Genomic DNA, 15573 nt, shown 5'->3' on the forward strand with positions numbered 1-15573 from the left:
AAGCCTAGTTGGCATGAGCGACAATTTCACTTCCCAACCCGCGCAATCTTCAGCACACCCATTTGCGGAGCAGCTTTCCTCCCACGGCGTCCCCGAGGGCATGTGGCCCTTCCTGTCGGACCACGGGGTGGGCACCTTGGTCCAGAAGCTGGGCATCGTCTTCACCGACTTCGCGGTCGACCGGCTCTGCGCCACCATGCCGGTGCAGGGCAATACCCAGGTGAGGGGCATCCTGCACGGCGGCGCCTCGGCCGCGCTGGCCGAAACCCTGGGTTCCTTCGCCGCCGCGCTGCACGGGGCCGGCAAGGCCAACCCGGTGGGCGTGGACTTGAACATCACGCACCACCGCGCCGGGCGCGCCGGACTGGTCAGCGCCGTCTGCACGCCGCTGCACCTGGGCCGGCGCAGCACCACCCACGAAATCGTGATCAGCGACGAAGACGGCAAGCGCGTGGCTACCGCCCGCATCACCAACATGCTGCTGCCAGTCGAGCCCTAGCTCCCGCCCCTGCATGAAGTCGAAGCGCCCGTCCCGGCTGGAGCCGGGACGGGCGCTTTCTTGCAGTGAGCCGTCGGCTGGCGGGCGGTCAATCAGCCGATCGCGTAGCGCGAGGCGAAGACGTTGCCGCCCAGCTCCTTGAGCTCCAGCCCATCCAGTTCCATGCTCACGCCGCGGCCGAAGATGTTCGCTCCGTCCCCCAGCAGCACCGGCACGGTGATCAGCAGCAGCTCGTCGAGCATGCCGGCCTCCACGAAGCCGCCGGCCAGATCCGCGCCTCCGACCACCCAGACGTCGCCCACCGAGGCGCTGCGCGCAATATCGCGGCTCCAGAAGCCGAGCTCGCCGCGGATGAAGGTCAAATCGGCCCCGGGCACGGTCGGCAGCTCGTGGTGCGTGAAGACCCACACCGGCTTGTCCCCGTAGATCCATTCCAGCTTGCCCTCGGCCACGTCGCGGGCGATGTTCTCGTAGGTTTTGCCGCCGATCACCACCGCGCCGATGCCGGCGAAGAATTCGTCGAAGTGCTCCCGAACCCCGGCCAGCTTGGTGAACGGTTGGAGCCAATGCGCATCCCCTGCGCGATCTGCGATGAAACCGTCGATGGAGGCACCCACGTAGTACTTGAAGCTTGTCATGGCTCTAGTCTATGGGTGCCTCCATCGAAGGCAATATTCAGTTGTCCGCCGGTTCCCGGCAGGTCAGGCCGGTGGGCCTAGGAGACCCCCAGGATTGCCTCGCTCAGCTGCGGCACGATCAGCACAACGCCGAAAGCGACGATCAGCCCGCACAGCGTGAAGCAGGCGTAGGCACCGGACTTATGCAGGCCCGACTTGGCGCCCTCGTCCTTGGCCACGGCCAGCAGGCGCACGCCCAGGGAATACGCGCCCACGATCAGCAGGGCCGCAGCCCACGTAACGACGGCAACGATCAGAAATGCTGTCCAGTCGATCATGCGTTGTCAACCTTTTCTTCTTCGGCTTCCTCGCGTTCAGCCTTGGCGCGCAGGGCCTGCTGCTTGGCTTTGGCTTCCGCCTTGGCCTTCGCGCGGCGTTCCTTCTTGCTCAGGATGTTCACCGCTGCACCGGAGTTGTCGATATCCGACAGCGCGGTTTCATGGGTGTGCGGGTTCTTGCGGGACAGCACCCAGATGGCCAGCATTGCGGCCAGCCCGGCTGCTGCGACGATAACCACGCCGATGGTCCCCGCATGCGTGATCCACGCCGCCAGACCGCCGACGATGGCGGCGGCCGGCAGGGTGAACAGCCAGCCCAGGGCGATGCGCCCGGCGGTGCCCCAGCGGACTTCCGCACCCTTGCGGCCCAGACCCGAACCGATCACCCATCCGGAGGCGACCTGGGTGGTCGACAGCGCGAAGCCCAGGTGCGAGGAGGTCAGGATCGCCGATGCGGTGGACATCTCGGCGGCGAAGCCCTGTGCAGGCTTCACGTCGGTCAGGCCGGAACCCATGGTCTGGATGATGCGCCAGCCGCCGGTGTAGGTACCCAGCGCGATCGCAAACGCACAGGCCGCGACAACCCAGAAATGCACCGGCGAGCCGGCGTCCTGCAGGCCCGAGGCGACCAGCGTCAGGGTGATAACACCCATGGTCTTCTGCGCATCGTTGGTACCGTGCGACAGTGCCACCAGCGAGGAGGAGAAGAGCTGTCCGTAGCGGAAACCTCCGCGCTTGGGCGAGGTCCCCGACTGGCGCTTGGTGATCGCGTAGGCCAGCTTGGTGCACAGGTATGCGGAGATACCGGCGATCAGCGGGGCCACGATGGCCGGCAGCAGCACCTTGGAGAGCAGCACGCCGTAGTTCACGGCGCCGAATCCGGCACCGACGATCGCCGCGCCCACCAGGCCGCCGAACAACGCGTGGGAGGAGCTGGATGGCAGTCCCAGCAGCCACGTCAGCAGGTTCCAGATCACCGCACCCATCAGGCCGGCGAAAATCATGGCCGGGCCGATGGCGACGCCCGTGGTGGGGTCCTCGTTGATGATGCCGCCGGAGATCGTCTTGGCGACTTCCGTGGAAAGGAACGCGCCGACGAGGTTCAAAACTGCGGCGAGGGCAACTGCTTTTTTGGGCGAGATTGCCCCGGTTGCGATTGGGGTGGCCATCGCATTGGCCGTGTCATGGAAACCATTGGTGAAGTCGAAAAACAACGCCAAGGCAATGACCAGGACGACGATAAGCGTCAAATCCATTGAATACCAGCCTGAGGGGTCGAACGGCAAGGAAAATTACGTGGACCGCGGACGATCCGTGTTGCGAGTTGGAGGGCGCGCCAAACCAAGGGTCAGCGCGTAATTTCAATCTTATGCCCATGAAATGGTTCGTCAACATGTCCACCATGGCAACACAAGGTTAACGGAAGGTGAACAACCTGCAACTTCCTGCGCAAACACCGGCAACGCAGATTCCGCGCACCGCGGCTGAAATAAAAAATGTGCGTCAAACCACAGGTGGTCTGACGCACATTTCAGCGCAATAGCGGCACTACGCCGGTTACTTCACCTGATCGATGACGGTTTCGGCGACCTGTCGCATGCTCAAACGACGGTCCATCGAGGTCTTCTGGATCCAGCGGAAGGCCTCGGGCTCACTCAAGCCCATCTTGGTGATCAGCAAGCTCTTGGCCCGGTCCACCAGCTTGCGGGTCTCGAACTGCTCGGCCAAGCTGGAGACTTCGTCCTCCAGCGCACGCAGTTCGTCGTTGCGGGAGATCGCGATTTCAATCGCCGGGGTCAGGTCGGCCGGGGTGAACGGCTTGACCACGTACGCCATGGCGCCGGCTTCGCGGGCACGCTCCACGAGCTCTTTCTGGCTGAATGCGGTCAGCAGGACCACCGGGGCGATACGTTCCTTCACAATGGCCTCGGCAGCGGTAATGCCGTCCATGACCGGCATCTTCACATCCATCAACACCAGATCCGGCTTCAGCTCGCGGGCCTGCTCCAGTGCGCTTTGGCCGTTGTCGACCTCGGCGACGACGTCGTAGCCTTCGGAACGCAGAATTTCGACGATATCCAGGCGAATCAGCGTCTCGTCTTCGGCCACGATCACGCGGCGCGGCGAGTTGCTCGGCTCGGAGGGGATTCGGGTAATTTCTGGTAGCTCGCTCATTCGGCGCCGTCCTTCGTCTTAAGAATTCCTGCCATCATGATCGGCAGATTTCGGTGGTTCCAGTACTTGAAGCCCCGTTGCCTCAGTGTCACTTCCAAGCCTACTGGCTTGCACTGAAATCACGGCGGAAATCGCCCATGAACTCAATTAGGAAATCACTGAACCCTCAAGTAGGATATTCTTTGTGCTCGCCCAAGTGGCGGAATCGGTAGACGCGCCGCACTCAAAATGCGGTATCGAAAGATGTGTGGGTTCGAGTCCCACCTTGGGCACCAATACAAACCGCTGGCCGCAGTTATCCAACTGCGGCCAGCGGTTTTTTCACGTTTCGCGCCGCCCCGCACGACCTCCCCGGCGGCACCCGGCCGAGCACGGCAAAGGACCCGCCCGCACCACGATAAACGTGGCGCAAACGGGTCCTGCGGGCCGGCGTCCGCCTGGTTACAGCGACTTGGGCACGGAAACGTTTTCCGGATCCCACGGGCCGACCGTTTCGCGGGCGGGCATCGGCTTGCCGTTGACCAGCTGGCCTGCGTCGGCCAGGTCACCGACCTTGTGCACGCGCAGCGAGTTGGTCGATCCGGCCTGTCCCGGAGGGGAACCGGCGGCGATGCAGACGATGTCGTTCGGCTCGGCCAGCCCCTCGGAGAGCAGTGCCTCGTCGACCTGCGCGGTCATCTTGTCGGTGTGGTCCGCGTAGGCGACCAGTCGCGCCTGGACACCCCACATCAGGGTCATGATGTTGTAGGTCTGCTGCAGCGGGGTGAACGCCAGCACCGGCTTCTTCGGGCGCAGGCGCGACAGGCGCCGGGCCGAGTCGCCGGACTGGGTGAACGCCACGATGTACTTCGCATCGAGCTGGTCGGCGATCTCCACCGCAGCGCGGGTGATCGCCCCTCCACGGGTCTTGGGCTTGGAGCCCAGGCGCGGGATGCGGTCCAGGCCGTGCTCCTCGGTGGAGGCGATGATGCGGGACATGGTCTCCACGGTCTCCACCGGGTAGGCGCCCACCGAGGTCTCCCCCGAGAGCATGACCGCGTCGGCGCCGTCGAGCACCGCGTTGGCGCAGTCCGAGGCCTCGGCGCGCGTCGGGGTAGGCGACTCGATCATGGATTCGAGCACCTGGGTGGCGACGATGACCGGCTTCGCCCAGCGGCGGGCCAGCTCCACGGCGCGCTTCTGCACCACCGGCACGTCCTCCAGCGGCAGTTCCACGCCCAGATCGCCGCGGGCGACCATGATGGCGTCGAAGGAATTGACGATCTCCTCCAGCGCGGCAACGGCCTGCGGCTTCTCGATCTTGGCGATGACCGGCACGCGGCGGCCTTCTTCGTCCATGATCTCGTGCACGCGCTCGATGTCGCTGGCGTTGCGCACGAAGGACAACGCGACCATGTCGATGCCGGCGCGCAGCGCCCAACGCAGGTCGTCCTCGTCCTTCTCGCTCAGCGCCGGCACGTTGACCGCCACCCCTGGCAGGTTGATGCCCTTGTTGTTGGACACCTCGCCGCCGACAACCACCTCGGAGCGCACCTCGGTGTCGGTGACCTCGATGGCCCTGAGCTTCACCTTGCCGTCGTTGACCAGCAGGAAATCGCCCACCTGGACATCGGTGGGCAGGCCCTTGAAGGTGGTGCCGCACAGGTTGCGGGTGCCTTCGACCTCCTCGATGGTGATGGTGAATTCCTCGCCCGGTTCCAGGATGTACTTCGCGTTGTCCTTGAAGCGGCCCAGCCGGATCTTCGGGCCCTGCAGGTCGGCGAAGACGCCGACCGCGCGGCCGACCTCAGCGGCCGCATTGCGCACGTTCGCCAGGGACTGCGCGTGCATGGAGTGGTCCCCGTGGCTCATGTTCAAGCGGGCCACGTCGACGCCCGCCTTCAGTACCGCTACGGTGTTTTCATAGCTCGCCAGGGAAGGGCCCCAGGTAGCAACAATCTTTGCGCGTCTCATTCCGTCAGCCATATGCCTTTCATGTAAACCGTAGGCAAAATGCGGCCCACCCCGGGTGGGGTGTGCCGCATTCAAGCCTGTGACTCTCAAATGATGCTGATGGCCCTATCGGTTGGAGCTACGGGCGCGGGAAGCGTGGTCGAGCCCATGAGGTACTTGTCCACCGAGGCTGCGCAGGCGCGCCCCTCGGCGATTGCCCACACGATCAGCGACTGTCCCCGTCCGGAGTCCCCGGCGGCGAACACCCCATCGGTGTTCGTCATGTAGTAGCCATCTCGGGCGACGTTGCCCCGGTTGTCGAATTCGGTACTGACCTGTTCGACCAACCCGGAATCTTCCGGACCGGTGAACCCGAGGGCAAGCAAAACCAGATCCGCCTTGATGACGCGTTCGGTTCCGGGCTTCGGGAGGCGCTTGCCAGCAACAAATTCTGTCTCTGCCACTGTAACACCGATCACGGCGTTCTGCTTGCTGCCCTCGCCGGCCACGAAGTCCACGGTCGAGGCCAGGTAGCTGCGCGTCCCGCCTTCCTCATGCGAGGACTGCACCTCGAAGAGCACCGGCATCATAGGCCACGGGTGGTTCTCGCTGCGTTCGGTGCCGGGCTGCTTGCCGATCGCCAGCGTGGTGACGCTGGCCGCCCCCTGGCGCAGCGCGGTGCCGATGCAGTCCGACCCGGTGTCTCCGCCGCCCAGCACGACCACGTGCTTGCCCTTGGCATCGATGCTGCGCTCGGGCTTCAGGCCTGCCACCACGCGGTTGTTCTCGACGAGGAATTCCATCGCGTGGTGCACCCCGTCCAGCTCGCGGCCGGGCACGGGCAGTTCGCGCGGAACGGTGGCACCGGTGGCGACGATGACGGCGTCGTAGTCGCGGCGCAGCTGCTGCCAGGTGATGTCCCTGCCGATCTCGATGCCGGTGCGGAAAATCGTGCCTTCCGCGCGCATCTGCTCCAGGCGGCGGTCGACGACGTGCTTCTCCAGCTTGAAGTCCGGGATGCCGAAGCGCAGCAGCCCGCCGATCGCCTCGTCGCGCTCGTAGACCGCCACGGTGTGCCCGGCGCGGGTCAGCTGCTGGGCGGCGGCCAGGCCGGCCGGGCCGGAGCCGACGATCGCCACGCGGAACTCGGTGTGGCGCGCCGGCGGGGCCGGGGTGAACTCCCCCGCGTCCATCAGGTGCTCGGCCAGCTCGGCCTCGACCTGCTTGATGGTCACCGCCGGCTGGTTGATGCCCAGCACGCAGGAAGCCTCGCAGGGGGCCGGGCACAGCTTCCCGGTGAGCTCCGGGAAGTTGTTGGTGCTCAGCAGCCGGGCGGCGGCGTCGTCCATCCGGTCCTTGTAGACCAGGTCGTTGAACTCCGGGATCAGGTTGCCCAGCGGGCAGCCGTTGTGGCAGAACGGCACGCCGCAGTCCATGCAGCGCCCGGCCTGGGACTTCAGGGTGCCGGCCGCCTGGCGTTCGGTCACCTCCCGGTAGTCCATGAGCCGGATCGGCACCGGCCGCTTGGGCTGGGTGACGCGTTCGGTCACCGTCAAGAATCCGCGTGGATCAGCCACGGGTCACCTCCAGGATTTTGGTCCAGACGTCCGGCGAGTCCGGGTTGTCCCCGGCCGCGAGGGCGTCGCTTCGCAGTTGCTGCACGGCGGCGAAGCCGCGCGGGATGATGCTGGTAAAGCGGGTGCGGGTGCGTTCCCAGTCCAGCACCAGGCGCTGGGCCAGCGGCGAGGCGGTCAGCGCGATGTGCTCGGTGAGCAGCGCGTAGACCGCCTCCGCTTCCGCGTCGTCCAGCGGCCGGATCAGCAGGTCGCCATCGGCGGCGGCCAGCGGATTCAAGGTGGCCGCATCGAAGTCCAGCACCCAGGCGGTGCCTCCGGAGAAGCCGGCGCCGAAGTTGCGCCCGGTCTCCCCCAGCACCAGCACGGTGCCGCCGGTCATGTACTCGCAGCCGTGCTCGCCGATGCCCTCCACGACCAGGGTGGCCCCGGAGTTGCGCACCGCGAAGCGTTCGCCCACGCAGCCGTTGATGAACAGCTGCCCGCTGGTGGCGCCGTAGCCCACCACGTTGCCGGCGATGACCTGCTCCTCAGGGGCGGATTCGGTGCGCTGCGGCGGATGGATCGCGATCCGCCCGCCCGACAGGCCCTTGCCGACGTAGTCGTTCGCGTCGCCGGAGAGGGACAGGGTGATGCCGGCGGGCAGGAACGCGCCCAGCGACTGGCCGGCGCGGCCGGCGAGGTTCACCTTGATGGTGTCCGCATCCAGCTCGTCCAGCCCGAAGGTCTTGGTCACGTGGTGGCCCAGCAGGGTGCCCACCGAGCGGTCGGTGTTCGCGATCTGCGCCTCGATGGCCACCGGCAGCCGGTCCGCCAGCGCCGGCTGGGCGGCGGCCAGCAGCTGCTGGTCCAGGTGCGACTGGAGCCCGTGGTCCTGGAAGGTCCGGCGGCTGCGGGCAGCCAGCGGCACGTCGGGCACGTGGGTGATCGCATCCAGCGCCAGGCCGGCGACCTTCCGGTGCGCATCCAGCTGGTCCCGGTCGACCTTCAGCAGCTCGACGCGGCCGACGACCTCGGCCAGTGTGCGGGCCCCGAGGCTGGCGAGCAGTTCGCGCACCTCCTGGGCCAGGAACTCGAAGAAGTTCACCACGAACTCGGCCTTGCCGGAGAAGCGCTCGCGCAGCACCGGGTTCTGCGTGGCCACGCCCACCGGACAGGTGTCCAGGTGGCACACGCGCATCATGATGCAGCCCGAGACCACCAGCGGGGCGGTGGCGAAACCGAACTCCTCGGCCCCCAGCAGGGCGCCGACGAGCACGTCGCGCCCGGTCTTCAGCTGGCCGTCGACCTGCACTGTCACGCGGTCGCGCAGCCCGTTGAGGATCAGCGTCTGCTGCGCCTCGGCCAGGCCCAGCTCCCACGGGGTGCCGGCGTGCTTGAGCGAGTTGATCGGCGAGGCGCCGGTGCCGCCGTCGTGCCCGGAGACCAGCACCACGTCGGCCTTGGCCTTGGCCACGCCGGCCGCGACGGTGCCGATGCCGGACTCGGAGACCAGCTTCACGTGCACGCGCGCGGAGGGGTTGGCGCACTTGGCGTCGTGGATCAGCTGGGCCAGGTCCTCGATCGAGTAGATGTCGTGGTGCGGCGGCGGGGAGATCAGCCCGACGCCCGGGGTGGAATGCCGGGTCTTGGCGATCCACGGGTACAGCTTCTGGCTCATCAGCTGGCCGCCCTCGCCGGGCTTGGCGCCCTGGGCCATCTTGATCTGGATGTCGTCCGCGTTGGTCAGGTACAGGCTGGTCACGCCGAAGCGTCCGGAGGCGATCTGCTTGACCGCGCTGCGGCGCTGCGGGTCCAGCAGCCGCTCGGGGTCCTCGCCGCCCTCGCCGGTGTTGGACTTCGCGCCCAGCCGGTTCATCGCGATGGCCAGGGTCTCGTGCGCCTCGGCGGAGATCGAGCCGTAGCTCATCGCGCCGGTGGCGAACCGCTTGACGATCTCGGAGACCGGCTCGACCTCGTCGATGTCGATCGGGGTGATGCCGGCGGTGTCGAATTGAAGCAGCCCGCGCAGGGTCTTCAGCTCCGCGGCCTGGTCGTCGACGGCCTTGGTGTACTCCTTGAACACGTCGTAGCGGCGGGTCCGGGTGGAGTGCTGCAGCCGGAAGACGGTTTCCGGGTTGAACAGGTGCGGCGGGCCTTCGCGGCGCCACTGGTATTCACCCCCGGTTTCCAGCTCGGCAGGCTGCGCGCCGCCGGCGATCTGCGGGTAGGCGCGGGCGTGCCGGGCGGCGGCCTCGGCGGCCACCACGTCCAGCTCGATGCCCGAGAGCTTGGTGGCGGTGCCGGTGAAGTACTGGTCCACCACGCGCTGGGACAGGCCGAGGGCCTCGAAGGTCTGCGCCCCGCAATAGGAGGAGACCGTGGAGATGCCCATCTTGCTCATGATCTTCAGCAGCCCCTTGCCCAGGGCCTTGATCAGGTTGGCGCCGGCCTTGGCCGGGCCCACGCCGGGCAGCTCGCCGTTGTCGGCCATCTGCTCCACGGACTCCAGGGCCAGGTAGGGGTTGATGGCGCTGGCGCCGTAGCCGACCAGCGCCGCGATGTGGTGCACCTCGCGGGCGTCGCCTGACTCGATGATCAGCGACACGCGGGTGCGCATCGAGCTCTTGAGCAGGTGGTGGTGCACCGCGGAAGTGAGCAGCAGCGACGGGATCGGCGCCCAGGCGGCCGAGGAGTCGCGGTCCGAGAGCACGATGTAGCGCACCCCGCGGTTCACCGCGGCCGAAACCTTCTCGCAGATTTCCTGCAGCCGGGCGCGCAGCTCGGATTCGCCGCCGGTGGGGCGGTAGAGCCCGCGCACCTTCAGCGAGTACTTGGCACCGGCTTCATCGCGCAGGTTCACGATCTTGGCCAGCTGGTCGTTGGAGAGCACCGGGTAGTCCAGCGCCAGGTGGGTCTGCGGGACGCGGTCCAGCGCCAGCAGGTTGCCGTCGGGCCCGATCGAGGTGCCCAGGGAGGTGACCAGCTCCTCGCGGATGGCGTCCAGCGGCGGGTTCGTGACCTGCGCGAAGGACTGGGTGAAGTAGTCGAACAGCAGGCGCGGGCGGTCCGCCAGCGCGGCGATCGGGGTGTCGGTGCCCATGGCGGCCAGCGGCTCGGCGCCGTTGGCGGCCATCGGGGCCAGGATGACGCGCAGTTCCTCGGTGGTGTAGCCGAAGGTCAGCTGGCGCAGCAGCACGGAGGCCGAATTGTGGCGCACGTGCTCCAGGTCCGGGAAGTCGTCCAGCGACTTCAGGTTCTGCGCCACCCACTCGCGCCACGGCTTGGCGGCGGCGACCTGCGCCTTGATCTCGGCGTCCTGCACGATGCGCCCGGCGTCCAGGTCGATGGCGAACATCTTGCCCGGTGCGACGCGGCCCTTGGCCAGGATGTGTTCCTCGGCGACGTCGATCACGCCGACCTCGCTGGCCAGCACCACCAGGTCGTCGTCGGTGACCCACCAGCGGGCCGGGCGCAGCCCGTTGCGGTCGAGCACCGCGCCGGCCATCGTGCCGTCGGTGAAGCACACGGCGGCCGGGCCGTCCCACGGCTCGATCAGCATCGAGTGGTACTGGTAGAAGGCGCGCAGGTCCGCGTCCATGGCTGCGTCGTTCTCCCACGGCTGCGGGATCATCATCATGATCGCCTCGGCGACATTGCGCCCGGAGAGCATGAGCATCTCGGCGACCTCGTCGAAGGAGGCGGAGTCCGAGGCGCCGGCGGTGCAGATCGGGAACAGTTCCTCGGGCACTTCGCCGAGCAGCTCGGAGGACAGCGTGGCCTGGCGGGCGCGCATCCAGTTGCGGTTGCCCTTGACCGTGTTGATCTCGCCGTTGTGCGCGATGGTGCGGAAGGGCTGGGCCAGCGGCCAGGAGGGGAAGGTGTTGGTGGAGAAGCGCGAATGCACGATCGCGCAGCGGCTGGCGAACCCGGGATCGGACAGGTCCGGGTAGAACGGCTCCAGCTGAGCGGTGGAGACCATGCCCTTGTAGACGATGCTCTGCGAGGAGAACGAGGCGAAGTAGACGCCTGACTTGTTGTGCGCGCGGCGGCGGATGCGCCAGGCGGCGGCGTCGAGCTCGCGCGCGGCGGCGCCGCTGCGGGCGGCGACGAAGAATTGGGTGATGTGCGGCATCACGGCGCGGGCCGAGGCGCCCAGCACGGAGGCGTCCACCGGCACGTCGCGCCAGCCGAGCACGGTGAGGTTTTCCTCGTCGGCGAGGGCTTCGAGCTCCTCGCGGGCCAGCTGCAGTTCGGCGGCCTCGGCGGGCAGGAAGCCCATGCCGACGGCGTAGGACCCGGGGGCCGGGAGGGCGAAGTCGGCGACGCTGCGCAGGAAGGCGTCGGGCAGGTGGAGCAGGATGCCGGCGCCGTCGCCGGTGCCTTCGTCGGCGCCGATCGCGCCGCGGTGCTCCAGGCGGCGCAGGGCGGTCAGCGCGTGGGAGACGATTTCGTGGGACGCGGAGTTCTTCAGCGATGCGATCATCGCCAGGCCGCAGGCGTCCTTCTCTGCGGCGGGGTCGTACAGGCCTTGCGCGGGGGGCACGGCGGAGAATCGGGTGTAGGGCGAGGGGCGTCCCCCGCCAAAATCTGGCGAGGCGTTCAACTGGACTCCGGTCATGCTCATGAGCGTGCCTTTCTATGGTTCAAGCAGGAAAGGCGGTCCGGCTGGCGACAATTCGCTGCGCGGCATCAATGCTCGGTGCTGTGCTCCATCGGCTGCCGGCCACCTGTGTTTCGTCATCGTGCCCAAACACATCGAACTGGTAGCGCCGGTGGGCTCTACGGTCGAGGTTTCGAGGGACGAACGGTTCCCACCTCGTTGTGGTTCACGCACCGCCGGGTCTCCGCGGGGTGGGGAGGCTTCCGGTGCGGCGCGTGGAATTCAGACTACGCACCGTTTGTTTCTTTCGAGCGCACGGTTGTGTTTCCGAAATGTTAAAAGCGCCTAGGACTTTCCGCAATGCCGGAGGGCGACGGCAGGCGGGCGCGCAGCCCGCACCGCTGATTGCGCCGGTTCCAGGGGGCCGGAATGTTTCAGGCATGTTGCGGGCGAGACCCGGCAGTGATCTCCGGCGCGGCAAATATGTCGTTCGGAATCGGTTTTTTGACGTCCCCCTGCGGCGCGGCCGGGCTGGGACGGAACAGGGGACCATCCTGGTGGATGGTCCCCTGTGCGGCGTCGTGCGGCTAGTCCTCCGACCCGCCCTCGGAGCTGGCCGTGCCGGATGGCTCCGTGCCGGAAGCTTCGGTGCCGGATGGTTCGGTGCCGGAAGGCTTCGCGAGGCCCTCGGCCCCGTCGGCCTTCGCCTCGCGCCCCGCTGGCGCAAGCTCCGGTTCGCGGCCCGGAAGGAAGATCGAGTCCTGGTGCTGCGGGCGCAGTTTGGCCAGCACGTAGACCAGCGCGACGGTGCCCAGCACGATCAAGCCGATGGCCAGCCACTGGTGGATGCGCAGGGACAGCGGGCCGATGGTGATGATTTCGGCCGGATCCAGGCGCAGCGACTCGGTGAAGGTGCGGCCGATGCCGTACCAGATCACGTAGCACCAGAACAGTGCGCCGCGGCGCAGCTGAAACTTGCGGTCCAGCCCGATCAGCACGAAGAAGCCCAGCAGGTTCCAGACCGATTCATACAGGAACGTCGGGTGGAACAGCGTGTCCGCCGGCAGCCCGGCCGGGAAGTTGTGGTTGCCCGGGTCGATCTCCAGGCCCCAGGGAAGGGTGGTCGGGGCGCCGAAGAGCTCCTGGTTGAACCAGTTGCCCCAGCGTCCGGCCATCTGCGCGAGCAGCACGCCCGGGGCGGCGGCGTCGGCGAAGGCAGAGAGCCTGACCCCGGCCCGCCGGCAGCCGATCAGCGCGCCGACCGCGCCGAGCGAGATCGCTCCCATGATGCCCAGCCCGCCCAGCCACAGCTGGGGTATTTCAGCCCAGTGGGCTTGCTGCCCGCCCAGGCCGAAGTAGTACCCCGGGTCGGTGATCAACACGTGGTAAAGCCGCCCGCCGACGATGCCGAAGGGGATCGCCCAGATGACGATGTCCCAAAGCATGTCCGAGTTGCCGCCGCGCGCGGTCAGCCGGCGGTTGGTCACCCACAGGGCCAGCAGGATGCCCGCCAGGATGCACAGCGCGTAGGCGTGGATGGTCAGCGGGCCGATGGAGAACTTGGAGAACTCCGCCGGCGGCGACGGGATGGAGGCCGGCAGGGCCAGGGCAAGCTGTGCGGGCAGGTTCATCCTAGGCGTGCTCCTTGGCGGCGGCGCCGCTCAGCTCGGCGGCCAGGGCTCCCACCGCGGCCACTCCCCCGTCGCGCAGCGCGGCGACCAGGGCGGTGCCCACGATGACCCCGTCCGCGTAGGCGCCGATCTCCTGCACGTGCTCGCGCTTGGAGACACCCAGTCCCACGCAGGCGTTTTCCGCTCCGGCTTCATGGGCGGCGTCCACCACCGCCTGCGCGGCGGAGGACACCTCCGAGCGGGCCCCGGTCACGCCCATCAGCGAAACGCAGTAGATGAAGCCCGAGGAGGCGTCGACGGTGCGCTGCACACGCTGTTCGGTGGAGGACGGGGCGATCAGGAACACGCGTTCCAGATCGTGCTTCTCGCTGGCCTCGATCCACTCGCCGGCTTCCTCCGGCACCAGGTCGGGGGTGATCAGCCCGGAGCCGCCGGCCTGCGCGAAGCGGCGGGCGAACTCGTCCACGCCCATGCGCAGCACCGGGTTCCAGTAGGTCATGACCATCACGGCGGCGTCGGTGCGCGAGGTGATGCCACGCACGATCTCGAACACGTCGGCCACGCGGAAGCCGTTCGCCAGGGCCTGCACGGTGGCGGCCTGGATGACCTCGCCGTCCATCACGGGGTCGGAGTACGGAATGCCGATCTCGATGATGTCCACGCCGTTCTCGGCCAGCGCGACGGCCGCCTCGATGCTGGTGGGCACGTCCGGGAAGCCCGCAGGCAGGTAGCCGATCAGTGCCGGGCGGCCCTCGGCGCGGGCCGCGGCGATCTTCTGGGCGCTGGTTACCCGGGTCATCTACTTCTCCTCGCTGTCCGCTGCGGAGCGCTCGGCGGCCGCCGCGGCGCCGCTGATCTCCGCGTCTGCGTCTTTTTCGTCGATCATGTTGAACCAGGCGGCGGCGGTGCCCACGTCCTTGTCCCCGCGGCCGGAGAGGTTCACGATGATGATGGTCTCTTCCGGGGCGGCGCCGTCGGCGATCATCCTCTGCGCCAGCCGGATGGTGCCGGCCAGCGCGTGGGAGGACTCGATCGCCGGCAGGATGCCCTCGGTGCGGCACAGCGCCTTGAACGCGTCCATCGCCTCGGTGTCGGTGACCGGTTCGTAGTTCACGCGGCCGATGTCGGCCAGGAACGCGTGCTCGGGGCCGACGCCCGGGTAGTCCAGGCCGGCGGAGATCGAGTGCGACTCGATGGTCTGCCCGTCGTCGTCCTGCATCAGGTAGCTCTTCGCGCCGTGTAGCACGCCGGGGCGGCCCAGGGTGATGGTCGCGGCGTGGCGGTCGGTGTCCACGCCGTCGCCCCCGGCCTCGAAGCCGTACAACGCCACGTCCTTGTCATCCAGGAAACCGTGGAAGATGCCGATGGCGTTCGAGCCGCCGCCGATGCACGCGGTGACCGCGTCGGGCAGGCGTCCGGCCTGCGCGAGGATCTGCTCGCGGGCCTCCTCGCCGATGACCTCGTGGAAATAGCGGACCATCGCCGGGAACGGCGCCCCGCCGGCGGCGGTGCCCAGCAGGTAGTGCGTGGTTTCCACGTTGGCGACCCAGTCGCGCAGCGCTTCGTTGATCGCGTCCTTCAGCGTCTGGGAGCCGACGGTCACCGGGATGACGGTGGCGCCCAGCAGGCGCATCCGGGCGACGTTCAGCGCCTGCCGGCGGCAGTCCTCCGCGCCCATGTAGACCACGCATTCCAGGCCCATCAGGGCGGCGGCGGTCGCCGAGGCGACGCCGTGCTGGCCAGCCCCGGTCTCCGCGATGATGCGGGTCTTGCCCATGCGCTTGGCCAGCAGCGCCTGGCCCAGCACGTTGTTGATCTTGTGGCTTCCGGTGTGGTTCAAGTCCTCGCGCTTGAGGAAGATGCGCACCCCGCCGCAGAACTGCTCCGAGAAGCGCTTGGCCTCGGTCAGCAGCGAGGGGCGCCCGGAGTAGTTGGTGTTCAGGTCGCGCACCTGGGCGACGAACTCGGGGTCGTTCTTGGCCGCTTCGAAGGTCTCGTTCAGCTCGTCCATCGCGGCCATGAGGGATTCTGGCATCCATCGTCCGCCGTAGGCACCGAAGTACGGGCCGCTGGCGTGCTTTAGCGACTGCTGGTCGATCGAGTCGGCGTGCTCGGAGTGCTCCGGTGTGCTCATCGATTCCCTCTTTCCTTCAACGAAACGTCAATCGTGGTAGATTTCGTGCCCCGCCGGAAGCTTCCTGCGGGGCACGATCAGTTTGGTGGGC

At 67.7% G+C, this 15573-nt stretch carries 11 protein-coding genes and 1 tRNA gene; 2 read left to right on the forward strand and 10 right to left on the reverse strand.

The features are described from left to right. The first annotated feature begins 13 nt into the window (after nt 1-13). A complete protein-coding gene (locus tag JQN66_RS10160; protein WP_188946788.1) occupies nt 14-499 on the forward strand; it encodes a hotdog fold thioesterase in 486 nt (161 codons plus the stop codon). Between the two features lie 92 nt (nt 500-591). Here the strand turns inward: JQN66_RS10160 and JQN66_RS10165 are convergent, their stop codons facing one another. From JQN66_RS10165 to JQN66_RS10180, 4 genes are all read right to left on the reverse strand, one after another. Further along, nucleotides 592-1137, reverse strand: a complete 546-nt coding sequence (locus JQN66_RS10165) for a dihydrofolate reductase family protein (RefSeq protein WP_204674741.1) — start codon at nt 1135-1137, stop codon at nt 592-594. Nucleotides 1138-1214: 77 nt separating this feature from the next. After that, entirely contained in the window at nt 1215-1454 is a 240-nt protein-coding gene (locus tag JQN66_RS10170; RefSeq protein ID WP_188946786.1) for a hypothetical protein, read from the reverse strand. Further along, nucleotides 1451-2710 carry an inorganic phosphate transporter gene (locus JQN66_RS10175; protein WP_204674743.1) on the reverse strand — a complete coding sequence of 420 codons (1260 nt, stop codon included), beginning with the start codon at nt 2708-2710 and terminating at the stop codon, nt 1451-1453. The genes JQN66_RS10170 and JQN66_RS10175 overlap by 4 nt, the downstream gene beginning before the upstream one ends. 301 nt (nt 2711-3011) lie before the next feature. Then, nucleotides 3012-3629: an ANTAR domain-containing response regulator gene (locus JQN66_RS10180; protein WP_204674745.1), complete on the reverse strand. Its 618-nt coding sequence runs from the start codon at nt 3627-3629 to the stop codon at nt 3012-3014. A 190-nt stretch (nt 3630-3819) separates the two neighbouring features. On the opposite strand from JQN66_RS10180, the gene JQN66_RS10185 reads away from it, so the two are divergent. Beyond that, nucleotides 3820-3904, forward strand: a tRNA-Leu gene (locus JQN66_RS10185). 166 nt (nt 3905-4070) lie between these two features. On the opposite strand, the gene pyk is transcribed toward JQN66_RS10185, so the two are convergent. The 6 genes from pyk to trpB form a co-directional block, all read right to left on the reverse strand. Next, the gene (pyk, locus tag JQN66_RS10190) at nt 4071-5582 is read right to left on the reverse strand and encodes a pyruvate kinase (protein WP_204674747.1); all 1512 of its coding nucleotides are present in this window, start codon (nt 5580-5582) and stop codon (nt 4071-4073) included. 86 nt (nt 5583-5668) lie between these two features. Beyond that, entirely contained in the window at nt 5669-7138 is a 1470-nt protein-coding gene (locus JQN66_RS10195; protein WP_204674749.1) for a glutamate synthase subunit beta, read from the reverse strand. Next, entirely contained in the window at nt 7131-11741 is a 4611-nt protein-coding gene (gene gltB / locus JQN66_RS10200) for a glutamate synthase large subunit (protein ID WP_204674751.1), read from the reverse strand. The genes JQN66_RS10195 and gltB overlap by 8 nt, the downstream gene beginning before the upstream one ends. A gap of 563 nt (nt 11742-12304) precedes the next feature. Continuing rightward, a complete protein-coding gene (gene lgt, locus JQN66_RS10205; protein WP_204674754.1) occupies nt 12305-13348 on the reverse strand; it encodes a prolipoprotein diacylglyceryl transferase in 1044 nt (347 codons plus the stop codon). A 1-nt stretch (nt 13349) separates the two neighbouring features. Continuing rightward, entirely contained in the window at nt 13350-14147 is a 798-nt protein-coding gene (trpA, locus tag JQN66_RS10210; RefSeq protein ID WP_204674756.1) for a tryptophan synthase subunit alpha, read from the reverse strand. Next, entirely contained in the window at nt 14148-15482 is a 1335-nt protein-coding gene (gene trpB, locus JQN66_RS10215; RefSeq protein WP_188946778.1) for a tryptophan synthase subunit beta, read from the reverse strand. Nucleotides 15483-15573: the final 91 nt, after the last annotated feature.

The organism is Glutamicibacter protophormiae (assembly GCF_016894325.1).
GTDB classification, from domain to species: Bacteria; Actinomycetota; Actinomycetes; order Actinomycetales; family Micrococcaceae; genus Glutamicibacter; species Glutamicibacter protophormiae.